This is a genomic window from Bradyrhizobium jicamae, from assembly GCF_001440395.1.
Classification (GTDB): Bacteria; Pseudomonadota; Alphaproteobacteria; order Rhizobiales; family Xanthobacteraceae; genus Bradyrhizobium; species Bradyrhizobium jicamae.
In genome coordinates this window covers 22578-47524 of record NZ_LLXZ01000010.1, presented here as the reverse complement: position 1 = coordinate 47524, position 24947 = coordinate 22578, and the positions used below count along the sequence as shown (strand labels likewise).

Below are 24947 nucleotides of genomic sequence, written 5' to 3'. Positions count from 1 at the left end.
ATGCCGGTCGGCTTCAAGCCCGATGTAGGTTAGCCGTCGGTACAGCATCAATCAGAGCGCCGCTTCAAAAATCCGTCGACGCTCTTTCTGAAGTTCGGCTTCAGGTTTAAACGGCACGCCTAGTTTTTTCGCTTTGAGCTTCGTCACCGCGACTGTTCGCTTTAGCGCAATAGCTGCGCGTATCGCCGAAGCCCCAGATGCGAAAACGCAGGCGGTGGCCAAGCTCCCAAGTGTAATTGCACGGAATCAAATCAGTGGTTCCGCCTGTTCCACGCTCGATAAGTCGCAGCTCTGGGGCACCTGGCCCGCACCCACACAGGCTGATCCAACATTGCCGCACTTATCAGGCAGCTCCACCACAACAAAGGTTAGCTGCATCGCTTTTTTTGTACCCTAAGGCGAGCTCACCGCGCGGTGGGATAGCCGCACCACTTCGATCCGGAGACAACCTTTGCAGCGGTATTGAAGAAGATCACCGCCGCCGTCGTCAGGCCAGATCTTCTCAGCTTTCATCGTTTGATTGCAAACGATGCAAATCATCAAATCCACAAGTCGACTCTGGGCGTCGTTCATGGCCGTGAAGTGCTGCATGGCGGGAAGGCAACAAGCGGTTCTGCTCCATGTTCCTAAGCGCCTTAGGAACGCTGGTGCGGCGCTGCAGTTGGTTTTCCTCTTGCCAGAAGGAGAACGCAGATGATTTCGATTTCACCTCACGAACGGCCCATCACTAGCGCCTGGCTCCCGGCGACAATTCTGGTGCTGTTCATCCTGCTCTTCTTTCCGAACGATCTCGCTGCGCAGGGACAGCCGGTCGAAACTGCATCGCATCTGCCGGTCGCCCTTTGGTTCATCGGTGCCGGCGTCCTGGGGCTGGTTATGGCCTACGGCATCATGCGAAACAGGACTAGGACCCGGGCCGAGAAACAGAGTACCGAACAAGCGACGAAAACTCTGTACACGAAAGAAAATCGCGACCGGGCCGCTTCAGGCTGACCGACAGTCCCGTGAATCCAGAGTTCAGCCGCGCTTGGCTCTCGATACGTAGCCGGCGGTGACCTCATCTTTGTGGCCAGCGAACGCAGCGAGTACTTCGGTCTTCTCGCGCTTCGGGACCTTGGCGAAGTCAAGTGTCCGCCCGAGTTCGGCTGCGACCTCGTCAAATTCTGCTGGGGAGATCCGCAAGTCACGATGGGCCTCCTCAAGGCCAAGCGGCGTCGCCCCCGGCTTGGTCGCCTTGAACTGGAAAGGCCCACCCGAAACGTTACAGACCCACAGTGTTCGCATGAACTTGAGGCCGGGTAGCCGTTTCAGATTCTTGGTGTGCCATTCCCTCAGCTGCGGGTTTTTGGACTTCTGGCCTACTATGGGATTCTTTACGACAGCTTCGCTGAAGTGATCCACGACCGCTGCAATGGCGAACACTCCGCCAAGTCGCTCATACAGGCTTTTGTCCGGCGAGGTTTGCTGGGCCTGCGCATGCGCTTGATTGGCCCCGGCCAAAGCCGCCGGGGCTGCTGTCAGCGCCAGCCCTGCGACTACGCTTCGTCTGCTGATGGATGTCGAACGAGTCCTTGTCATCACTACCTCCTTATGTCGCGTTCGAGAGGCATTTGCAGCTCGGCATCGTCCGATGCAAACGGGGCCGTGCCCATTGCGCGGCCACCGGCGGCCTTCTCGGTGATCGTCGTGCTGACCTTCGGATGGTTTTGGAGGAAAAAGGTTCCCGGAAAATTTTGGAGCCGGATACAAAAGCCCGCGTCACCGGCTTGCCGCCGCATATTTGGTGCGGACATTGGCCGAGCAGACCAACGTACTTACCAGGAGCCGCCGCCAACTACCTCTTGGTCAAGTCCAGACCGCACCTATTGGCCGCGGTGTGAGAGACGCGTTCCCGAGATGTCTTATGAACGGTCATGTTGCTAGATCTATTCTATCCAAACTCTCGCACCGCATTGGCACTTGTAAACGCGGACTATGTTTCCCCTCCCGACGGACAAAACACTATGTGTGAGAAGCGGGATGGCCGAACAAATTGGGCAACGCGGCTCGTTCTGCTCCTCGGTCGCCTTTGACGGGAGCTCTTTACTCTGTACCACGCAAACCTCCCTGGAGTGCGGGTAAGTCGGTTACAGGACATTCGTTCCGAAAGTTCAGACGTACTTTATGCGCTCTGCCAAGAGCCGCGGCAAAGTTGTTCGTCGGCCCCGGTATCGTTCATGCGGCGCTTTCCGCTTGATCGTAATGGATGTGCATCAGGCCGAATCCGTCTGCGCCTTGCGAACTCCAATCGTGGTTTGGCCGGAGCCCTTTTCGATCATCGTTCGACTTCTTTTCGTGATACCAGCCAATCGCGTCGCTGCCAGCTTCCGTGCTGTCCGCGTTGAACGATCGCGGGAAGTGACATCATGCGTTTCAATTCGAGCCTTTGCCGCCTCCGCGCCTGGTTCATAATGGGGACATCATATCTTCGCGCGCGTTTACTTCCGCAAATACTGAGAAGCTGTCGCCCGCAAGATAGACCCCGGAGGTCGATGGGACGTCTCGCCTAGCCACGGATCGGGCGCGGGCGATCTATCGCCGCGTCCTCAGATCTCTCCAGACAATGCGACAAACTGCACCGGCTCGAGCCGGGAAAAATAGGAACATCGCTCTGGGGGTCTTGTTGTCGAGGGCTACTACTGGAGGACAATATGAAAACGACGTTTCTTCTCTTGCTAACGACCGCTTCGCTCCTGGCCAGCCCGTCGCTAGCGCAAAATCCCCCGGCCGCGGATCGCCCGAACAACAATGCCGTCAACACCGCCGGGCAGAACAACTCCGACAAGCCTGTCTCCGGTGCCAACAGCTTCACTGAGGGGCAGGCCAAATCGAAGATCGAGGAAGCAGGTTACACGAACGTCACGTCACTGAAGAAGGACGATAATGGCGTGTGGCGCGGCAAGGCCAGCAAGGGAGGTACGTCAACCAATGTCAGCTTGGATTTTCAGGGCAACGTGAACTCGGCCAAATAGAAAACTAGCACTGAGTACCAAGAGAGGATTCTAGAATGACAGTTACAATCTCCCGTCTATATGACAATTATGCAGATGCGCAGCGGGCCGTGACTAATCTGGAGGCAGCTGGCGTGCCGCATTCCGATCTAAGCATCGTCGCCAACAATTCCGACAATTGGTATCGCTCGGATAATAATGTCGATCGCGACGGCGACGGGGTCGACGATCGTGCAGAAGGTGCTGCTACGGGCGCTGGAATTGGTGCAGGCCTCGGTGGCGCGGCAGGTTTGCTGGCCGGTCTTGGTTTGCTCGCCATTCCAGGGCTTGGTCCGGTAGTGGCGGCGGGATGGCTTGCCTCTACTGCGCTCGGCGCAACAGCCGGTGCCGCAACCGGCGGAATTGTCGGCGCACTGACTCAGGCCGGCGTATCCAAGGAGGACGCTCCGCTCTACGCCGAAGGCGTCAGGCGCGGCGGCACGCTGGTTTCGGCTCGCGTGCCGGACGCAGATCGAGCTCGCCTCGAAGCCATTCTGAACCAATCCGCGGTCAACCTCCGCGACCGAAGTGCGGCTTGGCAGAAATCCGGCTGGAAGACCTTCGATCCTTCCGCCAAGCCGTATGGCGCTGACGATGTGCGCAACGAGCGCCAACTCTACGGCGCTGGAATGCGTTGATTATTTCAAGCGGCCCGCCTGTCGGGCCGCTTATTCTCGCTTAGGGGCGGGATGCCCATCATTTTGATTTTGCACGGAGCCGAACATGAGCCGCGTAATGCCTTCTATGACCGCCCTGCTTGGATTGCTTGCGATCGCTGGCTATCAAAACCGGGACAAGCTGGCTGAGATGTTTCGCAGCGCAACTGACGGTCAATCGAAAAGTGGTAACCCGGATCGGCTTGGCGGGATGCTCGGCAATCTCAGCGGAATGTTGGGCGGCGCCGGCGTCGGTAGTCTACTCAATGGCGGAATCGGAGAGCTTTTGGAGCGGTTCAGACAGAACGGCCAGGGAGAGGCGGCCGAATCCTGGATCAATCAGGGTCCTAACAAGGAAGTGACGCCCCTCGAGCTTAAACAGGCGATCGGAGCTGACGTCCTGCAAAAACTGGAGCAACAGACTGGCCTCACGCAGGAAGAGATTCTTGCGAGGTTGTCGCGCGAGCTTCCAGCTGCCGTCGACAAATATACTCCCGACGGGCAATTGCCGGCAGCTGGGTAGATCGTTCTGTCTGAAATGCGGGTCCGCCTTCTACCGAGCCAACATCGCTTAAGCGGAGGTGGAACTCCGCCCGGCGCAGCGACTAGATGCCGTAATGAGCCCTGCTCCGAGCAAGGGGTCATGATGGTGGCTGTCCCCCGATAGATGATGAAACGGGGTCACGACGTGAGTCGGCCCCAAGCATCTAGAGACGGAGGACAGCCGTGGAGAATTATGCCGGAATCGACGTGTCATTGGAACTGTCGAGCGTGTGCGTTGTGGATGCCCAGGGTAAAATCCTGAAAGAAGCGAAGGTCGCGAGTGAACCCGACGCCTTAGTTGAATTTTTTGAAGCACTTGGCTTTGAAGTGAAGCGGATCGGGCTGGAAGCGGGGCCGCTGTCGCAATGGCTGCATGCGGGCCTGAAAGGAGCAGGATTCGAGACGGTTCTGCTGGAAACACGGCATGTGAAGGCCGCGCTGTCTGCAATGACGGTAAAGACTGATCGCAAGGATGCGCGCGGGATCGCGTAACTGATCCGGATGGGATGGTTCCGGCCGGTACACGCGAAGTCGGTCGATGCGCAGGAGATTCGGGCCCTCCTGATTGCACGCAAACAGCTTCTCGGGCGGCTGATCGACGTGGAGTTGAGTATCCGCGGGATATTGCGTGGCTTCGGACTGAAGGTTGGTCTGGTGACGCGGAAGACGTTCGAAGCGAGGATCCGGGAGTTGGTTGCGGGTCAGGCGACATTGGAGCGCATTGCTGCGGCGATGCTTTCGGCACGATCGGCTCTGAAGGCAGAGTACGGAAGGCTACACAAGGCTGTGCTGGCAATTGTGCGTGACGATGCGGTCTGTCGCCGGCTTATGACAGTGCCGGGCGTCGGTCCCCTGGTGGCTATCACCTACAAATCGGCAATTGATGACCCTCATCGCATCGTAAAATCGAAGGCGGCAGGCGCGCTGTTCGGGCTCACGCCAAAGAAATACCAATCGGGAGAAAAAGACGTCACGGGCGGGATCACGTTGGCCGGCGATGAGACGGTGCGCACGGTGCTGTATGAGGCCGCCAACGTTCTGCTGTCGCGCATCACACGGTTCTCAAAACTCAAGCGCTGGGGGATGGACGTTGCCAAGCGGCGAGGCTCGAAGCGCGCAAAAGTCGCCCTGGCACGCAAGCTCGCAGTGATCCTGCATCGAATCTGGGTCGACGGAACAAGTTACCGATGGACTGACGCCGGCCCGATCGCAGCGTAGAAAACGTGGAGGAAATCGAGAACGCAACCGGGCTGAACTGAAGCTCGGTGCCCGAAGTCCCGTCGCCGGGACGGTGGATCCGGTGAAGCCGTTACACGCCCAGTGGCCGTCATCTGACGAACTACGCGTATCTAGATAGGCTCACCGCTCCCTCTGACAGCATGATGTGGCGGCCAGGCGTTGACCACGGACAGAAGCATGAGCTCGGCGGCGTGACGTTCACTCGGGAGGCTTGACATCATCGGGCCCATTATAGAAAGGGGGTGGACCCGTCGATCATCCGAAGGAGAGCGACGCTTCACCAGCCGCTCGCCGCACCGAAGCTCCGCCGGCGCCTGATCCATTAGCTGCTTAGTCCACTCGACAGCTTATTCGTCCGTATAGCACGCAAACGCGCGATGGCTCATGAACTGCCCGTCTGAACCTACAGAATACGCTTGATACTTGGTCACCAGAAACACCTACCTGGCAGGCTGAAGTCGTGGCGAGCGAAGCAGCTCGCAAACGTGAGTGGCAGCCTCATTCTGTTTGATTCTGTGCATGATGTGCTCCCGCTCGGCTCCTTCCGGGAGCGCCTTAGCTTGCTCAACTAATTCCGCGGTATCTTGGGCAAGACGCTCCTCAAGAGAATGAGTTTGCTTGAAGCGACGACGTTTGATGACCATGAACTGGCTCTCTATTGGAGGAGGCGGGACCGCTTACTGCGTTCTCATCACCGCCGCGTTCGATGGGTGCAGTATGCATTGCGCAGCGAAGTGTGCCCGAACAATTGTTAGGTCATTTCAAGAAGAAGGGCCGTTATATCCCTCCCGCTATGTCGACTATCGCACCGACACGCAGCGCGATACTAGAGACCATCATCCGTTTGCGTACTGCAGCTCGTAGCTCACGCTTTTGCCAAGCCCCGCGGCGACGACACGCAGTCTGCCTTTCGACACAAGCCTTCGCGCTGATCTTGGCAGACCAAGTCGTTGGTCGTTCGTATTGTCGATCGGGCCCGGATCCGCGACCGCGTTCCTTTTCACTGCCCGGCGTTGTAGCCGCGAATTTAGGACGTATCGAGCCCCTACTGATTTCAGGAACGGACCAACACCCCTTTTCGTTATGTGCGAAGCGAACATTCGCGAGTTGCAGTTATTTCAAGACGAAGCACTCTCCGCTGAACTCCGCACGGCTATTTCAAGGAAGGTCGACATGCGAGCGCATCGAATTTTCCTGAGCTTTGCAATAGTGATCGGTTGCGGCATCATCCAAAGTACCGCGGTTTCGCAAGAGTATCGGGGGACGTGGGAACAACAAAGGGCGTGCACGCCCGACGTCTGGCGGCTATGTGGTGCGCAAATACCCGATGTGGATAGGATCGTGGCGTGCTTACGGCGAAATGCTCCGCAACTCAGCGATCGGTGCCGCGCGGTTTTTGCACAGGGCGATGCGCCCTCACGTGGTGAGGATCGCGACTACGGGCAAAGGCGTTACGATCGAGATTATGGACCGCGGCGCTCCGATCGAGATTTTGGGCCAAGGCCCGACAGAGACTATGGACCAAGGCCTTACTATGGTCACCAAGGCCTTACGATTATGACAATGAAGTGGAAGATGGGCTTCCTGCCTAACAATGTTGCTCGCGATGTGGAGGTAGTCATGGGCGGTACCGGTGCCGTGGTTTATTTATGCCGGCTGCCCTCTGTTACAGGCGGCTGCGCACCGCAAGGGCCGCCAGACTGCTCGCGCGCGTAGGGCGGTCCGGCTTCCATCATATGCCTGCGGCTGATGACATGCAGCGGGTCAAAAATCGAAGCATGCCTTCGGCACATTCCCCCCGCATTCTTTGAACATCGCCTGATGTGTCACTATGATTTTGCCGTACCCGGCTCCGCTTTCTTGCGATGCTGTCTGGCAAGAAGCTCGGCCGGCGTTACATTGGCGACCGCCGACTGAATCTTGTTTTTCAGGCCTGTGACGACATCGCCCTCGCCCTTCATCGTTGCGTCAAAGCCCACGGGAGCGACCATGGCAGCGTCATCTTTGTCTTCGGATCCGACTTTGGTATCGAGCATGTCCGCGCGGGCGAAGAAGTCCGTTTCGGTAGCGCCAGGCATCAGACAAGTCACTGTGACCCTCGTATCGCGCAGTTCCTCTCGCAGTGCGAATGAGAACGAATTCAAATAGGACTTGGTGGCATTGTAGACCGCCTGAAAGCTGCCTGGGGTAAAGCCGGCGATCGAGCCGGTGATCAGTATGCGTCCTTCATTGCGACGCCGCATGTCCTGGCCAACACGGTGGATCAGGCAGGTCGTGCCGGTGGCATTCGTGTCGATGACCCGACGAATGCGGTCCCAGTCCTGATCAAGGAAAGCATGGCCTAGGCCGCGGCCGGCATTGGCCATCAGCAAATCAACTTTGCGGTCCTGAGCGGTCTCACAGAGTTTGTCGACACCTTCGACGGTGGCGAGGTCGGCTTGAACCGCCACAATGGCGCTCCTGTTCGCTTCGTTGCGCAGCGCTTGCGCCGCCGTCTCGATTTCGGGCTCATCCGCCGCGACCAAAAGGTCGTAGCCTTCGGCCGCGCAAAGTCGGGCAAGCTCAAAACCAATGCCGGTCGAGGCGCCTGTCACGATCGCAAATTGTCCGGCCATGGCCCATCGCCATCTCGGCTTTCCAGATTTTTAGGTGACTTCGGACCTAATCGAACTGACGCGAGACCGTTCTTATTCAAAAGGAACAAGCCGCTGCGCTCACGCTTGGTCTCGTCGAAACAACTCGTTGGAGCGGTCCATGAAAGCCCTCACCTGGCACGGCAAGAGCGACGTTCGTTGTGAAGCGGTTCCCGATCCTAAGATTCAGGATGGGCGCGACGCAATCATCAAGGTGACGGCCTGCGCGATCTGCGGTTCGGATCTGCATCTGTTCGACGGCATCATGCCGACCATGGAAAAGGGCGACGTTCTCGGCCACGAGACCATGGGCGAGGTTGTCGAGGTCGGCAAGGACAACGCGAAGCTCAAGGTTGGGGACCGTGTGGTGGTGCCGTTCACCATTGCCTGCGGCGAATGCTTCTTCTGCAAGAACGGCTATTTCTCCGGCTGCGAACGCTCCAATCCCAACGCGAAGCAGGCCGAGAAACTTTGGGGTCATTCTCCTGCCGGCCTCTTCGGCTATTCGCATATGCTCGGCGGCTTCGCCGGCGGCCAGGCAGAATATATGCGCGTCCCCTATGCCGATGTCGGTCCCTACAAGATTCCAGAGGGACTCACGGATGAGCAGGTGTTGTTCCTGTCCGATATCTTCCCGACTGGCTACATGGCAGCCGATTTCTGCAACCTCAAAGGCGGAGAGACGGTTGCGGTGTGGGGCTGCGGACCGGTTGGCCAATTTGCAATCAAGAGCGCATTCTTGCTGGGCGCCGAACGGGTGATTGCGATCGATACGGTACCCGAGCGCCTGACGCTGGCTACCAAGTCAGGCGCCATCACTCTGGATTTCATGAAGGAAGATATCTACGAGCGCATCCAGGAACTCACGCAAGGTCGCGGCGCCGATGCCTGCATCGATGCGGTCGGGACCGAACCCGAGACCAGGGCAAGCGTGGATTCCGTGATTGACCGCATCAAGGTAGCAACCTTCATGGGCACCGACCGTCCGCATGTTCTGCGGCAGGCGATCCAATGCTGCCGCAACTTCGGTACCGTCTCCATCGTCGGCGTCTATGGAGGCATGCTGGACAACATTCCCATGGGCAGCGCCATCAATCGTGGCCTGACCTTTCGCATGGCCCAGACCCCAGTTCAGCACTACCTGCCGAAACTGATGGAACGCATCGAAAAAGGCGAGATCGATCCGAGCTTCGTCATCACCCATCGCGCTACGCTTGACGACGGCCCAGACCTCTACAAGACGTTCCGTGCGAAGAAAGACGGCTGCATCAAGGTGGTGATGAAGCCGTTCGGGTAATGGAAGCCGCGAGAGACGCGAAGTCGCCTTGGCTGGCAGCGCTCAGCTCGGCCTTGCCAGCAACCCGGTCAGCCAACTGCCGCGGCCCAGTTCGAGGGATGCCGCAGTTGGCTGCATGATCGATGTCGCCATTCCGAACGGGAATGCCATCAGCTCTCCGCTGCGGCCTCATAGATGGGAACCCCAAGGGAGCGACGACGTTCCATTGTCATCATTGCGAAAGGAGACGTCGAATATGGGAATCTTCACCAAGGACATTAAAACTATGGAAGACTTGCTGGTCCATGGCCTGCAGGACATCTACTACGCTGAGCAGCAGATCCTCAAATCCCTACCCAAGATGATCGAAAAGGCGACCAACCGCGACCTCGCCGCGGGTCTGAAAGCCCATCTCGAAGAGACAAACAAGCAGGTCGAGCGACTTCAGAAGGTGTTCGAGAAGCTCGGCAAGGAGCCGAGCGGCACGCAGTGTCCCGCGATCGACGGCATCATCAAGGAGGCCGACGAGACCGCGGGCGAGATCGAGGACAAGGCGGTGCTGGACGCCGCCCTCGTCGCAGCCGCGCAGGCCGTCGAGCACTATGAAATGTGCCGCTATGGCACGCTGATCGCTTGGGCCGAAGAACTCGGCCACGACGAGATCGTGCGCTTCCTGACGACCAATCTGAACGAGGAAAAGGCGGCGAATACCAAGCTCAACACGGTGGCGCTGCGCAAGGGCGTCAACGCGAAGGCCTCTAACGCTGCCTGATGGCAGTTCCGATCAGCCCGAACGGCTCCGCGAGATAGCGGGGCCGTTTGCTTGCCGGAGCCTTCCCGTTCTCCGAACTGACCGCATTTTGCTTCGCACGTACCAAGCGGCAATCGAAACGACCAGCCACGCGAGCGACGCCGCAATGAACGCGCCCGCAACGCTGCCCTCCACCGCGAGCCAAAAGACGGCCGCGAACGCCAGCATACCCAGTGCTCCCAGCGCGGCGCCGGCGGAATCTACCGCGGCGGCCATTTGGCCGCGGCGCTTGCCGGAGAGGCCAGCCTCCCGTTTGCGGCGGATTTCGTGCTTTTCGATTAATGTTGCGCTGGCGCAGAAGATGGCTGGAAGGGCGAGAAAAAGGCCACCTACGGACGCGCCATAGCGGCTGCTGATAAGACCGGTGAAGACGGTCGCTGCGCCGCCGAGAACAAAGCGGATGAGGTATTCGTACCACCGGCTTTCCTTGAGAGACGACGGCGAGAAGTGGACGGGCGTCATGTCTGCGCTCCGGCGATCGCCAGCAGAAGGAAGGCAACCGGGAGCCACGCTGCGAGCGACAGGATGGTCGCAGGCAAGGCCCGCAGCCGCGTGCGAACGAGAAGATGACAGACGAGAATGCTGTAGGCGGCGAGCGCTATCGCGCCAGCCATCATGGATCGGCTCTGTAGGGCTGCGTAGCCCGCGCCGTGCGCGTAAATCGCGATGCCAAGCGTGGCGAGCGCCACGGAGGGCGCCGCACCGAAAAGGCCCGCAAAGCTCTTTGGACGCAGGACGTCGGCAAGCATCGCGAAGGCCGAAACGACCGCGCCACCAACGAGAAAGCGGACGATGTACTCGGTCATCTGGCCTTCTTCCAAAGTTTGAAGAGCGACCCGCCGGTCCCATAGATCGGATCCTTGCGCGGCACTGGCACCTTCGGAATGGTCTTCAGCGCTCGCGGCCGATCCTCCGCCGTTCTGCACTCGTCGTAGGTGCCGGTCGGTGGATAGGCCCCCACGACGAGGAAGTCATCATCGGCGGAGAGGCATTGATGGCCCGTGCCGGCCGGAAGAACGACGATGTCCCCGGCCTTCAAGGTGAATATCCGTCCCTTGGCGCCGCCGAAGCGGACCCTCCCCTTGCCGCTTGCAACGCCGAGCACCTCGTGGATTCGCGAGTGGTAGTGCACATAATCGTAGATGCTGTCGCGCCAAGTCTCCCCCCATCCGTTTGCCTCGAACAGGTCTTCGGTCACGGCCGCCGGATCGTGATTTTCGCCGAGATCGATAGCGCCCCGATAGATGATCAGGGGCCACCGCGGATGGTTCGGGACCAGACCGTCGTCCTTGAAACGAACCGTATGGGGCTTACGCGGCCGGGCGAGCGCGGCAGCTTTCCGTCTGCCGGGTCTCCGGAGGCCGGTCGCACGTTCGGCGTATTCCTTGAGATCCTCAAGTATCGGCATCATCGTTCTCCTTCGGCGTGGGGATGGCGATAGGATAGCCGGTCCACAACCGCAGCAGGCGCTCAAAGGCCGCCCCGAGCGCGAAGCCCAGGACGACGTCGCTCGTCCAGTGCGCCAGGACGACAACCCGCGTCAGCGAGAGGCCGACCGCGTAGGCTCGGATCGCCCGGCGGGGACCGGCCGGTAAGGTCCCGGCTGCGGATGCCAACGCGCCCATGTGCATCGCATGCCCGGAGGGAAAGGCGTCTTCGCGCTTTCCGGAAAAGGAGACGCCATGGATGTGCCCGATCACCGTCCTGCGATCGGGCCGGGTCTGGTTGAACAACGACTTCATGACGTGCGGCAACAGGGACGTCGCCGCCGTAACGAGCAGCGCGTGATTACCCGCGCGCCGCAGCGGCTCGCTACGGTCGCGCGAGAGGATCCAGCCGGCCGTGGCCAGAACCAACAAGACCTTTTCGTCGGCGCCCCAAGTCAGGCCGCGAGCCGCGTATTCCGGGGCCGGGGCCGTGTTGCGGGCGATCGCGCGCGCGATAGCAACGTCCGCCTTAGTCGGCCGGACCGCGATCGGAAAGCTTCGTCCGCAGCGGAGGCGACGTCCTGGAAATCTGGTCGGCTTCAACATTGGCTTTTGGACCTGGAAAGGTACACACCTTCCAACGCGCCACGTGTCGGCAAGGGTCCTAAACGGCGACTAGCGTCACACGGTCCATGTTGTCCTCCATGCTGGTTGCACTTAGGAACCTAGCGTTTGGCACGCAGTTAATGCCCCCGCATATGGGGGAAACGGATGCAGGCAGCAATCGACCGCGTAATGCAGACCTTCGTGATGATGGCCAGCCTCACTCCCGAAGACGCAGAGGCCGCGCGCGAAAGACTGACGGCGCATCTGGCCGGCATGGATGCTGATGAAAAGACGCTCGCAGTCGAGGGGCTCCGCTCTGCGCGGCCTCGATCGTGTCGCCAAACGACGGATCGCAAGGAAGGTCTGATGACCGATAACCTAACAACGCGAGAGCAGCCTGACCGAAGCACAATCAATATGAACCAAATCCATGAGGTTCGTTATTGGACGAAGCACCTCAACGTTTCGAAGCAAGAATTGCAGAAGGCTATCGAGAAGGTCGGAAATTCAGCCGCCGCCGTCCGCAATGAATTGGCGGTGGATTGAAGGCGTGGGGTATGCTCGCGATCTCTGGAGCGAGGCCCCCACGCTTCTCAATCGCTGCTTCAAGTAGGCGAGCAGGAAAAAGGCTTTTGCAAAAACGTCGTATCGATGGGCATTGGCTTCACCACTGTGCCGGACATGATGACAATGCTCATATCGGGATATCGGCGGCGAGCATATTGAGCGAGCGTCGCACCGGACATCTCACCTGCAAGGTTATGATCCGTTACGAGCGCCTGCAATTCGGTTCCAGTTGACGCGATGATTAGTTCGGCGGCCTCAGCGGTCGTGCATTCGATCACTTCGAAACCTTCATCCTTCAACACCTCTGCCAGCGCCTCACGCTGGAATGCGTCATCCTCGACCAACAGGGTCATGAACTTGGACATGCGCATCTCCCGATTTATCACGTAATTCGGGAGATGGGAGTTAGTTCACGTGAACGAAAAAAGGCGCCATCGCCTTAGCAACGGCCCGGAAATAGGAACGCTTCAGTTCCGGGTTGGTTGACATGCGTGACCGATACCGAACTCTTTGAGCAGTCGTTCAATATGTGCTTGGAGCGTCCTTAAGAGGACGGGTGAACTAGGCGAACCTAACGACAGCTCGCGATTTCTATTTGATAACATCGCTTGGATGAGGCGCGGCGAGCGGCGCAGGCTTTTGCTATCAATTGCGTACAGGCGCCGTCCGGCTAGGCTCGTTCGATGATGACCATCGTTGATGATTGACCCTGATGAAGAGAAATGCGCCTTGGACTACTGATGACGATAGCCGTTTGCTGGAGCTGCACAGGACCGGGCGGCCATTATTTTCCATCGCCGCGGCGTTCAAACGCAGCAAATCGGCGATAGCAGCCCGCCTTTCTATTCTGCGACGACGCGCCCGAGAAGCTACCGCTCAGATGCAAACCGATGAGCAGTAAAGTCGCGATCCAAATTTATCGCCAACACGGGCAAGGACGCGCCTGCTCATCTTAAGCTCGTCCGCTTGCCACTCCGCCCGACGCGGGATGAGCATTCGTTGATGGATGGTGGCGACGTTTAGAATACGCGTGGGTGATCTCGGCGCCCATCAGAATGATTTGCGAAGTGTAATAGACCCAGATCAACACGACCACGATCGAAGCGGCAGCTCCATAAGTTGATTCAAGACCCTGCTTGCCGATGTAAAAGCCGATAGCGGCCTTACCCAATTCGAAGAATAGCGCCGTGAGCAGCGCGCCGAGCCAGACATCAGCCCAGGCGACGGAAACTTCGGGCAGCCATTTGAACATCATCGCGAATAGGACCGTGACAACGGCAAACGAAACCACCATGCTCACAATGTGTAAAATCCCTTCCGGCAAGTAAGGAGCGATGAACTTTCCTGCCGCGGCGAGACCTGCGGTTACAAGAAGCGATACGAGAAGCAGAAAGCCAAGTGCGAGCACCGCTGCAAACGACAAGACGTAGTTGCGGGCGAAGTACCAGAGGCCGCTTTCCTTGGGCTCTTCCACCTCCCACACGATGTTGAGGGCATCCTTCAACTGCACGACGACGCCGATGGCAGCGAACAGCAAGGCGCCTATTCCAAGGATCGTTGCGAGGACGCCTGCGGCGGGACGGCTTGCTCCAGCCAGCATCGCCTCGACGGCCTTGGCACCGGTTTCGCCCAGCATCGCTTTCAATGATGAAATCACCTGGGCAGTGACGGCCTCCTGACCGAAGAAGAGACCTGCAACAGCGGTGGCAATCAGGATGATGGGTCCAAGCGAAAAGACGGAGTAATAGGCCAGAGCCGCTCCCTGACGGGCGTCCTTGTGGCTCGACCAGTTGGCTACCGCTTCTTTTGCTACTGTCCACCACATGGCTCTCAATCCTTGGCTATTCGCCGATAAGGGCGAGGCCTGGGCGAAAGTTCCTCGGCGGGAGAAAGGGGGCTCGGGAAGTGGCTGTCCCCGCGGCTTCTGCGTTCCCGCACGACCTCCTGCGCCCGCTTGCCGGCAGAGCAACACAGGAACCAAGCTCTTCGGCCACCGTTGAAGCTGGCTTTCAGGCCTGAAGGGCTATGTCGAAGAACGTTGGATTACGCTACGGAGCGCCGGGCGCCAGCGCGGTGCACTTGTGCGTCGATATGCAAAGGATGTTTGCGGAGCGCACGGAATGGAAGATGCCATGGCTTGAGCGTGTTTTGCCTAATACCGTTTCAATAACTTCCTTGCATCCCGAAAGAACCATCTTTACGCGCTTCATCCCAGCCCAGCATTCCGGTCAGGCCATCGGGATGTGGCGGCGCTATTACGAGCATTGGGCATCGATGACGATCGATGAGCTCGGCGCGGATATGATGAACGTCGTGCCGGCGCTTGCGCGGTTTGCACCACCTGCTCGCTTCTTCGACAAGCGTGTCTATTCCCCGTGGACCGGGAGCGATCTGCACCGGCAGCTTCGCGGCGCCGGAATCGATACCCTCATTATCACCGGCGGAGAGACCGATGTCTGCGTGCTCGCAACCATGATGGGCGCGGTCGATTGGGGCTTCCGCGTCCTACTGGTGACCGACGCCCTGTGCAGCTCGGCGGACGAGACCCACGACGCAATGATGAATGTCTATGAGAACCGGTTAGGCCAGCAGGTGGAATGCGTGTCGACCGAGACGATTCTCGAAAACTGGCGCTTCAAGTAACATGACCGCCGCGCAGGCGTCGTGCCTTGTGAAGGACACGGGATGGAAGAACTCACGGTTTTGAGGACGTTTTCGGCGGTGACGACAGTCCTCGCAGCCGGGCTCGTAGCCGCCAACTGGAATGCTCGCGTTACCGTCGCCGGCTTTGTTATCTTCATCGTAGCTTCCGTTGCCTGGATGATTGACGGCTGGCTTGAAGACAAGGCATCGCTCATTATCCAGAACGTCATTCTCCTTTTAATTAACGTGTTCGGAGTCTGGCGCTGGCTTCCGAAGGCTGAGAAGGAGGTTAAGTCGTAAGAGAGCGGCTTCAGTCGCAAAACCCGTCACGGCGCAGGAAGGCCTTGTTGATAGCGACCGCCGCTTTGGCACCTTCCGCAATCGCGATTGATACGAGTAGAACGTCGCGTGACACGTCCCCAGCCACATATACGCCCGGGACACTGGTTTCTTCGGTCTCGGGGTCTGTAACGACACCGCCTTTCATATCCCGCCTGCAACCAAGCCGCTGAGACAGGTCCGACGCCTGACGACAACCGGTTGAAAAGAACAGACCTGCCCGCTCCAGATCGGGTGCGTTTTTGAACTTGATCTTGGTGAGCACCCCATTCGCGCCTTCAACGGCAACGACCGGTTCGCTCCGCAGCGGGATCCCGTGTTGCTTCAGCTTCCGCGCTGCATTCACGCTGACCTCGGTGCCGTCGCTGCAAGCCACAACATCCGGTATCCAGTGCTTCATCATGACCGCAAGGGCCGCCCCCTTATCCCCCTTGCCGAGCGCAGCTACAGGTCTGCCTGCATACTCGAAGCCGTCGCAATACAGACAGTGGTGGACGGAAATCCCGTAGAGAGGCTCGATCCCCGCTATCTCGGGGAGTTCGTCCACAATACCCGTGGCGAGAAGGACTTTGGACGCGACGCCGCCCGTGCCGTCGGCACAGACAAATGCAAAGCAGTCCTCGGCAGGCCTGAGCTCGGTTACCCGCGTCCTCCGAAATGAAACCGACTTGTAGCGGGTCAGTTCCTGCCGGGCTTCCTCAAGGAAAGCGGATGGAGACCGCCCTTCACGTCCCAGCAGGCCATGGATGGCCTGCGATGCGCGGTTGCGCGGCTGTTCATCATCGCAAAGCAGCACCAGCCGGCGGCATCGTCCCAGGATCAGGCCAGCGCTCAGTCCGGCAGGTCCGCCGCCAACGATAAGCACATCAATTTTCATGCAGACCATCTCCATTCCAACTCATATGGGACGCTTCCGGAAGCTGGGAACCCCTTCCCACTGTTCATTCGTTAGATACTCGAGAAACAAGATCATGCTACGCGCGCGCACAGCACCGAATTGGAAGGAATTGACATCTGAGGAGCGCCGCGAGCGGCGGCAGCTCCGCCGCGAAAAGCAGCGCAAGGACAACATCGGACGCGCCGCGAAGATGCACGCCGCCCGCCTCAAGATGGAAGCTGACAGCCCGAAGAGCCCGCCTGATTTGAAGTCATCAGTCTATGTCGGCTGTTCGGGCTGGCGTTACTGGAAATGGCGGGACTCGTTTTATGCGGGCGTACCCCAGGAAAAGTGGTTCGAGCACTACCTGAAGCGCTTCGACACCGTCGAAATCAATGCATCCTTTTACTCCTGGCCGACGGTTGCCAACGTTCAGGCCTGGCGACGCCAACCCGGCAAGAAGAAGTTCGTTTACACCATCAAGTTCTGTGAACTCATCACTCATGTAAAAACGTTCAAGGGCACAAGGACACTCATTCGAGATTTTGGCATCATCGCTGATATTCTCGGCGAGCGGATGGGCTGCTTCCTGTTCCAGCTGCCGCCGAGCTACCGCTACACAAAGGCGCGGTTGAGCACGATCGTGAGCCAACTCGATCCAGCGCGCCGCAACGTTGTGGAGTTTAGGCACGCCAGCTGGTGGAACGAGGAAGTTTATGGCGCGTTCCGAAAAGCCGGAATTATCTTCTGCTCCTGCAGCGGGCCGCGCCTGCCCGACGAACTCATCCGGACAGCCGACGAAATTTACGTCCGCCTGCATGGCCCCAAGCGCTGGTATCGGCACGACTACTCGAAGAGCGAGCTGGCGACCTGGGCGGACAGGATCAGGGCGAGCGGAGCGAAAAGAGCCTGGATTTACTTCAACAACGATAATGAAGCTCATGCCCCCAAGAACGCGGCAGCTCTGCGGCGAATGCTAGACCGTGTATCGTTGGCCGCGTAAGGCCAGACGTAGGAACCCTGCCAGCATCGTAAGCGTTCATAAGCGTTTGGGAGAACGTTTCATGGCCAGCACGTCATTCTGGATGGATATTGACATTGCCCCAGACGCGGGAGTTCTGGATGGCGTCCGGGAATGCGACGTCGCCGTCGTCGGCTCTGGCATTGCCGGGATTTCGACCGCGTATGAGCTCTGCAAGCGAGGTAAATCCGTTTTTGTCATCGATCGCGGACGCATCTGCGGCGGCATGACTTCGAGGACTTCAGCTCATCTTGCCCCGTTGTGCGATGATCTCGTCAGCGAAATGGCGAAGATCAGGGGCAAGGAGGCGACAACGCTTTTTTGCGATAGCCAGGCGGCTGCTGTCGACCGCATTGAGGAAATCCAGAAGAAAGAGAAGATCGATTGCGACTTCCGTCGCCTCGACGGCTATCTCTTTCAGGGGCAAGGTATGCCGGCAGACATCATCGACGAAGAGCTGGAGGCAGTCCGCGGTGTCGGCGCGCCGGTCCACAGGCTCATGGGCGTGCCCTTCAGCGGCTGCGAGAATCGTCACGTCCTACGCTATCCCAAGCAGGCAACCTTTCATCCGCTCAAGTATCTTGCCGGCGTCGTGAAGGCTTGCCGCGAAAACGGCGTGACTTTCTACCGTGACAGCCCGGTTGAGGAAGTAACTGAAGAGAACGTCATTGTGACCGTGAAAACAGCACGCGGGGTCATTCGCGCACGGCATGCGGTCGTCGCGACCAACTCCTCCATCTCTGACCGCTTCGCCATTCACACCAAGACGGCGCCATACCGCACGTATGTGATCACGTTTGAGATCGAGCGCGGCGCTCTGCCCGACGCGCTCTACTGGGATACGGAAGACCCCTACCATTATGTCCGCCTGCAGCCAGGCCCGGCAAATACCGATTACGTTCTCGTCGGTGGTGAAGACCACAAAAGCGGAGAAGCCGACGACGCACAGGATCGGTTCAGAAAGCTTGAAGCATGGGCGCGCGGCTTGATCTCCGGCCTTGGCAAAGAAACTCATCGCTGGTCAGGTCAAGTGCTCGACACCATAGACTACTCCGGCTTCATTGGCCGCGATCCCGGGAGCACAAACGTCTATATCGCGATGGGCGATTCCGGACAGGGCCTTACGCACGGCGTTGCTGGCGCGATGCTGAATGCCGGCCTGATCTCGGGCGAAGACCATCCTTGGAAGGAAATCTACGCGCCGGGTCGCGTCCCGCTGAAGGCCGCGAAAAATTTCATGGCCGAGAATGTAACGGCGCTCAAAAGCTTTGCCGAATATGTGGCCCCGGGCGAACTTACTTCACTTGAGGCGCTGACGCGCGGCGAAGGCGGCATCATCCGGCGCGGTCTTGAGAAGATTGCTGCCTATCGCGACAATGACGGAGCGCTGCATTTGAATTCGGCGAGTTGTACCCATGTCGGCTGCCATCTGCACTGGAACAGTTTCGAGACTTGCTGGGATTGCCCTTGCCACGGCTCAATCTTCGACGTGAACGGACAACCCATCAACGCGCCGGCCATCGGCTCGCTTGCCCGCGTCCAGGAGTAAGGTAGCCGCACGTGCGGCCGAAGCAGCAAAGCTCGATGAGATGAGCGAAAGGAAGGAATGGAACAATGCCGGAAGAGCCGATGATGACCGAAGCTCAACGGGACGAACTCAAGACGCTCTGTCTGAAGGCGGACGTGCCGGACAAATCGGGTGAGCTGCTAACCCAGGAGGGCGCCCAGCAGTTTATCGACGAACTGAAGAAACAGATCGCAGAGCGCAAATAGAAACGAAACGCTGGAGGATCTCCATCGGTTCGTTTGCACGTTAGCGGAGTGGTCGACGGCGCTGCCAGTGCCGCTGGAGCGGGTGTCACCGAATCAGCTAAAAACGTGGCACCGCCAAGGGCAGCGGGCCATCATGCCTCGCATGGCGACCTCGAGCACCTCAAGATCTTCGCAAACGCTGACGCCGCGGGAAAATGGTTCGAGGAAAACGATCCCGAAGGCGTGGTGCTCGAGTATGAAGTTCTGGAATGAACCGGATCGGCCGTTGCAATCGTCTGGCAAGTGATCGGGTTCCTGTAAGAGACGGCCCGGTGCGGCCTTCACAGCCGACCGGCCAACTCATTGGCGCGTTAGGATGACACCCAGCAAGAATGCAACAGCTAACGACTGGATGGGCGCCTCGCGCGTCGCGGCGGCTACGCGGTCGAGCCATGTCTGGTGTGGCGCGAGCTCGCCGGCAAGGTCCGAGGACATGCTGCGGATCGCGTCCACGGCGCTATCGATCCGTTGTTCGGCCCTTTCAACAGACGCGGGGGTCTCGTCACTATTCATGAAAGCTCATAGCGTGTCAGGGGTGCGGGTCGGCGAGGATTTGTCCTGATTGCGCAGCTCTTGTTCAGCTTCCCGATCTTTCGATCTGCCGGCCGTTCCCAAAGTTGGTACGCTTGCGCCTCGATCTCCTGTTTGCTCGGTTTTCCGAGTTGGAGCACGGCCCCACCTTCAGGGGTATGGGGGCTTATCAGCGGGACCGTGCTAGACCGGCTTAGGGGCTGGCCTGCAGATTTAAGTTCACACCAAGCCGCTAGTTCCTCGCTGGGACCTCCCCGCAACACAAGGGCCATGCGGGGCTTTACACCGCATGGCCTCAGCAGGGACTGTCCCGCTCCTCACTAAGAATTCCGTCGCCACCGGAGCAACTGGTGCAACTGCGGGCTGTCGAAGTCGTTCTCCTAACCAAAGCACCTCAAAAACAACGAGGAAACGCGATGATGATCCGCCTTGCCTGCTGCGCAGCCTGTCTTGTGGTGTATGCCGTTGCCGAACCAGCTTTGGCCGCGGACGGATGTGGCGTCGGGTGCCACAGTACGTCTGAAGGGGCTTGCGTCCGCGATGGATGGCAACAAGGCTTGCCCGTTCGGAACGTGTGCCCGGCCACGTCTAGGCCAGCTCCCCCTTGCGGTCCATATCACCGATGGAGTCGCCGATCCATGATGTGCATTCCGACTTGAACCGACAGTTGCCTCCGCTCATCGCCTAGTGCCGGAGACTGTCGTCTCTACGGCCGCCGACAAAGGCGGTGAGCCCTAGTCCAGGAACCAAGAGCCAGCCAAGCGTGTTGGGTGCGCGCGCAGAGATGTGGCCTTTGACGCATTGGAATGACGGCCCTAGCCGTCGCCCCTTGCCGGCTGGGGCCGTTCTTTGCAACGCACTCGTACTGATCGTGTCTTGAGCTGCATCACTGCAATCGCGGTGCTCGCGCTGCTGTTGTACTTAAGTTTTGGACCGTCGAACTAGCCAAATTTGGCGCTGTCCCGACCACGAATCCTTCGACGTGCCCTAAGCCACCACACTGAGGCGCATGATGGCATCGCTAGGACTCCCACACTGGCTGATGATCGCAGGGACCTTGCTGGTGGTTGCTGGCTTAATTGGTGTCTTAGTGAGCAGAAAGAAGGCGGACGAAGTTGATCCAGTTCCCGAAGAGCCGACCGCTACGCCTCGCCAACAGATGCCGCCTTTGCCAAGCCTTCTAGACTCCAGGCCAAAGAATAGCGCCCGGTAAGGCCCGCCGCACGATGGGCTCAGTTCGAAGAAAATATCCGGAAGGCGTCGCGTTCGAGCACGATGTCCTCGAACGAAAGAGGTTGCCAGCGCAGGCGGCCTCTACGTCTATTTCTTGGTTGGTAGATTTACCGGAACCTGTCGCATCGCGCTGACAACCCTCACGCTACCGTCGGATGCGTGGTCCTTGATAGTCTCCAAAATCAGAAAGAACTTTTCCGCAAGCATGGTGGACCTCCTCTCTGGGCAGTTGATCCGTGCGCATATTATCACCCCGGCAGCATCCCTATAAAAAGCCGCCGCAAGTCGGCCTACCTGCTGTCCCGCTCGCGCAAAAGCCGCTCGAGGTCGGCATCGAAAATCGCTTGGGACTTCTCGAACTGAACGAGCAACTGGTCGGCACCGGCCACATCTAGGCCGAGATTGTTTTCCTTGGCGATAACGCTGCGCTGACGCGCCATAATACGGTGTCCCGCTGTGACATGACGCTATGCCATGGCAATGCGTTCAGCAAGGTTCAGCATCTCACTACCTGGGTGGTCGCAAACCGGCCGACCGCAGCCACTCGCTGATGTGCGTGGCGGTTTCGTTCTGCCGGATTTTCCGCACGATCTGATCGTGTTGGGCACCAGGAGAAGCTTCTCAGCGAGCTCTCTCAAGTGAAAGCCGCTCTTCCAATGTCGATGTCTGGGTGAAACGGCGGCGCTTCTGCATGCGCTGTTCCTTTCCCGTTGGCGGAAGGCGGGAGCGCAACCGAGCGTTCTCATCACCGATAGGTGCCATTGGCTGCGCTGTGGTGTCCGTCCGGAGACCCCCGGTTCCGAATCCATTTTTCGGTTATGCACCAGTCTTACGACAATAGTGTTGTCGCGGATTCGCGCTTCTGTGCCGCAGCGAACCTCCTCCCCGTCAGAGACCCTCCGCTGGCGAATGTGATAAAAAGAAGCGAGCGGCGCGTTTGCCTCGAACACCGCATTTGTCTTCTCAGCTCCGCTATGAGCCTGGATCTCGGTCGCGTGCAATCTTGGCGTTGACGGCAAGGTTTTTTCCTCGCGTCAGGAAGAGTACGCTTAGTCGTGCTACACCTCCAGGTTCAGCGCGGCTTTTCACCGCTGCCTGTCGCCCCGGTCGAGGTGCCCGTGGCTGAGCCCGTTGTCGGCGGAGCAGAATCAGTCTTTCCAGGAGCGCGGGCGGAAGCACCGGGCTTTTCCTGCTCGCCGACATAGCCCGACTCACCCGACTGGCGAGTCTTCGCGCCCTTGTCCGCCTCCTCCTGCATTGTTGCATTTGTGGGTTCGGTGCAGGCTGCTGCTGCGCTAGCACTGGCATGGTAATCATGGTTCCACCAACTACAAGCAGCGCGACCATTGTGGTTCGCATGGACAATCCTCCCATCCTAGCGTCACTTGTGCCAATACCAACGCGCCGGCTGGCGATGGTTCCCAGCTCATCCTCCTTTCAAGAAGGGGATTCGGCGAGGCAGCAGCCGCGCCCTGTCGTCGGAGCCGTTATTCGCCCGTCGTGCGTCGCCTTGAGTACGATGTTCTAGAATGAAGGGGGCCGCTAACGATGTGGCTCGCGCTCCAGCAAAAGCCGCTCTAGGTTGTTCTCAAATATCGCTTGGCACTGCTCGAACCGAGCGAGCAACTCCTCAGCGCCGGACGCATCCACGCCACGACCGTGTTTCCTGGCGACAATGTTGCGCTGTCGCACTATGACACCCTGTCCCGTTTCGACATGGCGCTGCGCCATGACAATGCGTTCAGCAAGATCCAGCATGCGGCTAACTCGGTGGTCGCAAACCGGGCGAATTCAGCCACTCGCTCATGTGCACGGCGGTTTCCGTTTGCCGCGCTTTTGCGGACAAGCCTGTCGTGCTCCACCCCGGGCGGGGGTGTCCTCGGCTTCTTGCCGTAGTCGCTCAGCCACTTCTGAAAGTCGCTTGTCGAGGGGATCTATTTGTTTGAGAAGGCGCCGCTTCTGCATAGCGCTGCTCCCTGTGGGATGGGGCGGGAGCGCAACCGGCGTTCTCATCACCGATAGCTGCCTAAAGGACCGTGCGGTGATGGCACAGCATGGAATCCGATTTGGCACAGCGCGATACCTTTATTTCGTTCCGAGCAGGAACTTCCCCGGAAAATGGGAGCAACAAGTGTGAACGAAAGCGCCAGCGCCAACCGGCGGATTAGGAACGGAGAGACGGTGGGCCCGTTCCTGCTTGGCGCCGGTTAGCACCAGGATGGCGCGTTGGAATGGCGGCCCCGGCTATCTCCTCCCAGATAGTGGGGCCGCTTTGGCGTCAACGTGAACCGCGGAAGATCGACTAGGGAACAAGTGGCAACCGACTAGGAACATCCGCCTGCTGCGGGAGTCGGTCACGGCTTCCGGTTTTGCCGCCCGAAGAATTCTGTCGGAAGAAAACATCGGGAGTTGGCGGCCCCAGCTGTCCAGTTGAGAGCTGGGGCCTTCTCATTGCCAACTTGAACCGGCGCGCCTGGATTTTGTGGGCAATCAAACGACATAATTCGTTTTACGTCAGAACTACGGAACCCAGAAATTGTTGCTCGGAGCGGCCTTGAACTTCGCCGGCGAGCGGTCGGCGCGACGGCGGCTGTTTTTTCCTCGACTGTCAGGATGGTAATGTCAGGCACCGGATCTTGGCGGCACGCAGCAAAATGAACGGCGTGGCCGGTATGCCCAGCCGGTGTCATCACAGCGAAGGCCACTTCATGCCGCAGCGGCTTTGCCCTGTTTGTCCTCGCCTCGCATGACGATTTTCAGCGCCTCGTCCGGCAGCGGCCTTTGCAGCGCCGCCTTCGCCTCTCCCAAGGCGCTCGCATCCAGACATCCCGCTCCTCATAGGTCGTCAGGATCACCGGCATGGCCTTGGGATGGATCGGCTCGACGACCGCATTCAGCGACGTCCTCAGAAAACCATAGACCTGATGCGGCCCAGGCACCGGCTTCGACTTGGTCCGGCGATCCCGTGGAGCGCGTCCAGATGCTAGCGTAGGCGGCCACCGAGGCGGTCGTGACTAAGCGCGAGCCAGACCACGTCCTTCTTCGTCTCGGTGGTCGGCTCGGGAACATATTGGGCGAAACTGTTGAATGGCCCGAGGCGTCGGTTCTCTGGCTTCGGGGAACTTCGCGTTTTCGTACGGCGTTTGCAGAAAAGAAAAACGCGAGGGTCTCATCATGATAATCGATTGGAACAGTGTTTTCGTTCCTAGCCTCGGTATCGCCGAGATCGTCCTCCGGGGCACGCTCATGTACCTCGGCCTTTTCTTGATCCTTCGCTTTATGGCAAGACGTCAGGCGGGGCATTTCGGGCCGGCAGATCTTCTTGTGATCGTGCTGATCGCGGATGCTGCGCAGAATGGGCTCGGTAAGGAATATCAGTCCGTGACCGAAGGTCTCGTCTTGGTCATGACGATCGTTGCCTGGGAATACATTATTGACTGGCTGATTTACCGCTTTCCCCTCCTGCGACCATACCTCACACCTTCGTCTCTGACCTTGATCAATGATGGGCGAATAGTTGAGGAGGCAATGCGCAGGGAAATGCTGTCGATGGACGAACTCGCTTCTCAGTTGCGTCAGCATCAAGTGGAGTACATTACTGATGTAAAGCTCGCCAAGCTCGAAGGCGACGGGCGGCTCAGCGTGATTAGGCACGAAAATCGTTAGCGCTCGCCCGACCACCACGTCGACGGCGGATTGTTCGC

At 58.9% G+C, this 24947-nt stretch carries 26 protein-coding genes and 2 pseudogenes; 16 read left to right on the top strand and 12 right to left on the bottom strand.

Annotated features, from left to right (window positions below):
* Window positions 1-693 precede the first annotated feature (693 nt).
* Window positions 694-993, top strand: a complete 300-nt coding sequence (locus tag CQ12_RS02150; RefSeq protein ID WP_057833718.1) for a hypothetical protein — start codon at window positions 694-696, stop codon at window positions 991-993.
* A gap of 24 nt (window positions 994-1017) precedes the next feature.
* On the opposite strand, the gene CQ12_RS02145 is transcribed toward CQ12_RS02150, so the two are convergent.
* A complete protein-coding gene (locus CQ12_RS02145) occupies window positions 1018-1578 on the bottom strand; it encodes a group I truncated hemoglobin (RefSeq protein ID WP_057833717.1) in 561 nt (186 codons plus the stop codon).
* 1112 nt (window positions 1579-2690) lie between these two features.
* Here CQ12_RS02145 and CQ12_RS02135 point away from each other — a divergent pair.
* From CQ12_RS02135 to CQ12_RS02120, 4 genes and pseudogenes are all read left to right on the top strand, one after another.
* The gene (locus CQ12_RS02135) at window positions 2691-3011 is read left to right on the top strand and encodes a PepSY domain-containing protein (protein WP_057833715.1); all 321 of its coding nucleotides are present in this window, start codon (window positions 2691-2693) and stop codon (window positions 3009-3011) included.
* Window positions 3012-3046: 35 nt separating this feature from the next.
* Window positions 3047-3667 (top strand): general stress protein, encoded by a 621-nt coding sequence (locus CQ12_RS02130; protein ID WP_057833714.1) that lies wholly within the window; start codon window positions 3047-3049, stop codon window positions 3665-3667.
* An 85-nt stretch (window positions 3668-3752) separates the two neighbouring features.
* Entirely contained in the window at window positions 3753-4208 is a 456-nt protein-coding gene (locus tag CQ12_RS02125; RefSeq protein WP_057833713.1) for a YidB family protein, read from the top strand.
* Window positions 4209-4411: 203 nt separating this feature from the next.
* A pseudogene (locus tag CQ12_RS02120) lies at window positions 4412-5446 on the top strand (IS110 family RNA-guided transposase).
* Window positions 5447-7296: 1850 nt separating this feature from the next.
* Here CQ12_RS02120 and CQ12_RS02110 read toward each other — a convergent pair.
* Entirely contained in the window at window positions 7297-8082 is a 786-nt protein-coding gene (locus tag CQ12_RS02110) for an SDR family NAD(P)-dependent oxidoreductase (RefSeq protein WP_057833711.1), read from the bottom strand.
* 139 nt (window positions 8083-8221) lie between these two features.
* Between CQ12_RS02110 and CQ12_RS02105 the strand changes: the two genes are divergently transcribed.
* Both CQ12_RS02105 and CQ12_RS02100 read left to right on the top strand, forming a co-directional pair.
* On the top strand, window positions 8222-9397 hold the full coding sequence (locus CQ12_RS02105) for a zinc-dependent alcohol dehydrogenase (RefSeq protein ID WP_057833710.1): 1176 nt from the start codon (window positions 8222-8224) through the stop codon (window positions 9395-9397).
* 235 nt (window positions 9398-9632) lie between these two features.
* The gene (locus CQ12_RS02100) at window positions 9633-10148 is read left to right on the top strand and encodes a YciE/YciF ferroxidase family protein (RefSeq protein ID WP_057833709.1); all 516 of its coding nucleotides are present in this window, start codon (window positions 9633-9635) and stop codon (window positions 10146-10148) included.
* A 12-nt stretch (window positions 10149-10160) separates the two neighbouring features.
* On the opposite strand, the gene CQ12_RS02095 is transcribed toward CQ12_RS02100, so the two are convergent.
* Genes CQ12_RS02095 through CQ12_RS02080 form a run of 4 tightly spaced genes read right to left on the bottom strand, consistent with a single transcriptional unit; the run spans window position 10161 to window position 12220 of the window.
* Window positions 10161-10649 carry a DUF3147 family protein gene (locus CQ12_RS02095; RefSeq protein WP_057833708.1) on the bottom strand — a complete coding sequence of 163 codons (489 nt, stop codon included), beginning with the start codon at window positions 10647-10649 and terminating at the stop codon, window positions 10161-10163.
* Complete coding sequence (locus CQ12_RS02090) at window positions 10646-10993, bottom strand: DUF3147 family protein (RefSeq protein WP_057833707.1); 348 nt, start codon at window positions 10991-10993, stop codon at window positions 10646-10648. Before CQ12_RS02090 ends, CQ12_RS02095 begins: the two co-directional genes overlap by 4 nt.
* A complete protein-coding gene (locus CQ12_RS02085) occupies window positions 10990-11595 on the bottom strand; it encodes a cupin domain-containing protein (protein WP_057833730.1) in 606 nt (201 codons plus the stop codon). Before CQ12_RS02085 ends, CQ12_RS02090 begins: the two co-directional genes overlap by 4 nt.
* Window positions 11582-12220, bottom strand: a complete 639-nt coding sequence (locus CQ12_RS02080; protein ID WP_057833706.1) for a phosphatase PAP2 family protein — start codon at window positions 12218-12220, stop codon at window positions 11582-11584. Before CQ12_RS02080 ends, CQ12_RS02085 begins: the two co-directional genes overlap by 14 nt.
* A 165-nt stretch (window positions 12221-12385) precedes the next feature.
* On the opposite strand from CQ12_RS02080, the gene CQ12_RS47545 reads away from it, so the two are divergent.
* Entirely contained in the window at window positions 12386-12766 is a 381-nt protein-coding gene (locus CQ12_RS47545) for a DUF3606 domain-containing protein (RefSeq protein ID WP_430642174.1), read from the top strand.
* Window positions 12767-12825: 59 nt separating this feature from the next.
* Here CQ12_RS47545 and CQ12_RS02070 read toward each other — a convergent pair whose 3' ends face one another.
* Together CQ12_RS02070 and CQ12_RS02065 are read right to left on the bottom strand one after the other, a co-directional pair.
* Window positions 12826-13152 (bottom strand): response regulator, encoded by a 327-nt coding sequence (locus tag CQ12_RS02070; RefSeq protein ID WP_245309692.1) that lies wholly within the window; start codon window positions 13150-13152, stop codon window positions 12826-12828.
* A gap of 587 nt (window positions 13153-13739) precedes the next feature.
* Window positions 13740-14612, bottom strand: coding sequence for a YihY/virulence factor BrkB family protein (locus tag CQ12_RS02065; RefSeq protein ID WP_057833705.1), 873 nt, complete (start codon window positions 14610-14612; stop codon window positions 13740-13742).
* A gap of 200 nt (window positions 14613-14812) precedes the next feature.
* Here CQ12_RS02065 and CQ12_RS02060 point away from each other — a divergent pair, with 200 nt between their 5' ends.
* Window positions 14813-15430 carry a cysteine hydrolase family protein gene (locus tag CQ12_RS02060; protein WP_057833704.1) on the top strand — a complete coding sequence of 206 codons (618 nt, stop codon included), beginning with the start codon at window positions 14813-14815 and terminating at the stop codon, window positions 15428-15430.
* Between the two features lie 42 nt (window positions 15431-15472).
* Window positions 15473-15730, top strand: coding sequence for a hypothetical protein (locus CQ12_RS02055; RefSeq protein ID WP_057833703.1), 258 nt, complete (start codon window positions 15473-15475; stop codon window positions 15728-15730).
* A 10-nt stretch (window positions 15731-15740) separates the two neighbouring features.
* On the opposite strand, the gene CQ12_RS02050 is transcribed toward CQ12_RS02055, so the two are convergent.
* A complete protein-coding gene (locus CQ12_RS02050) occupies window positions 15741-16646 on the bottom strand; it encodes an NAD(P)/FAD-dependent oxidoreductase (protein WP_063799663.1) in 906 nt (301 codons plus the stop codon).
* Window positions 16647-16740: 94 nt separating this feature from the next.
* On the opposite strand from CQ12_RS02050, the gene CQ12_RS02045 reads away from it, so the two are divergent.
* The 5 genes from CQ12_RS02045 to CQ12_RS47540 all read left to right on the top strand — a co-directional run bounded on the left by CQ12_RS02045 (window position 16741) and on the right by CQ12_RS47540 (window position 20669).
* Complete coding sequence (locus CQ12_RS02045; protein WP_057833701.1) at window positions 16741-17649, top strand: DUF72 domain-containing protein; 909 nt, start codon at window positions 16741-16743, stop codon at window positions 17647-17649.
* A gap of 61 nt (window positions 17650-17710) precedes the next feature.
* Entirely contained in the window at window positions 17711-19216 is a 1506-nt protein-coding gene (locus CQ12_RS02040; protein ID WP_057833700.1) for an FAD-dependent oxidoreductase, read from the top strand.
* Window positions 19217-19281: 65 nt separating this feature from the next.
* On the top strand, window positions 19282-19440 hold the full coding sequence (locus CQ12_RS41670) for a DUF3072 domain-containing protein (protein ID WP_083519083.1): 159 nt from the start codon (window positions 19282-19284) through the stop codon (window positions 19438-19440).
* Window positions 19441-19488: 48 nt separating this feature from the next.
* On the top strand, window positions 19489-19692 hold the full coding sequence (locus CQ12_RS02035; protein ID WP_057833699.1) for a hypothetical protein: 204 nt from the start codon (window positions 19489-19491) through the stop codon (window positions 19690-19692).
* 734 nt (window positions 19693-20426) lie between these two features.
* Window positions 20427-20669 carry a GCG_CRPN prefix-to-repeats domain-containing protein gene (locus CQ12_RS47540; protein WP_083519082.1) on the top strand — a complete coding sequence of 81 codons (243 nt, stop codon included), beginning with the start codon at window positions 20427-20429 and terminating at the stop codon, window positions 20667-20669.
* 864 nt (window positions 20670-21533) lie between these two features.
* On the opposite strand, the gene CQ12_RS43270 is transcribed toward CQ12_RS47540, so the two are convergent.
* From CQ12_RS43270 to CQ12_RS45870, 3 genes and pseudogenes are all read right to left on the bottom strand, one after another.
* Window positions 21534-21683 carry a hypothetical protein gene (locus CQ12_RS43270; protein ID WP_157087947.1) on the bottom strand — a complete coding sequence of 50 codons (150 nt, stop codon included), beginning with the start codon at window positions 21681-21683 and terminating at the stop codon, window positions 21534-21536.
* Between the two features lie 1102 nt (window positions 21684-22785).
* A complete protein-coding gene (locus CQ12_RS44810; protein WP_057833697.1) occupies window positions 22786-23001 on the bottom strand; it encodes a hypothetical protein in 216 nt (71 codons plus the stop codon).
* Window positions 23002-23949: 948 nt separating this feature from the next.
* Window positions 23950-24358, bottom strand: a pseudogene (locus tag CQ12_RS45870) (SOS response-associated peptidase family protein); the annotation flags it as partial.
* Between CQ12_RS45870 and CQ12_RS02020 the strand changes: the two are divergent.
* Window positions 24331-24909 carry a DUF421 domain-containing protein gene (locus CQ12_RS02020; protein ID WP_245309690.1) on the top strand — a complete coding sequence of 193 codons (579 nt, stop codon included), beginning with the start codon at window positions 24331-24333 and terminating at the stop codon, window positions 24907-24909. The pseudogene CQ12_RS45870 and the gene CQ12_RS02020 overlap by 28 nt on opposite strands.
* The last annotated feature ends 38 nt before the right edge of the window (window positions 24910-24947 follow it).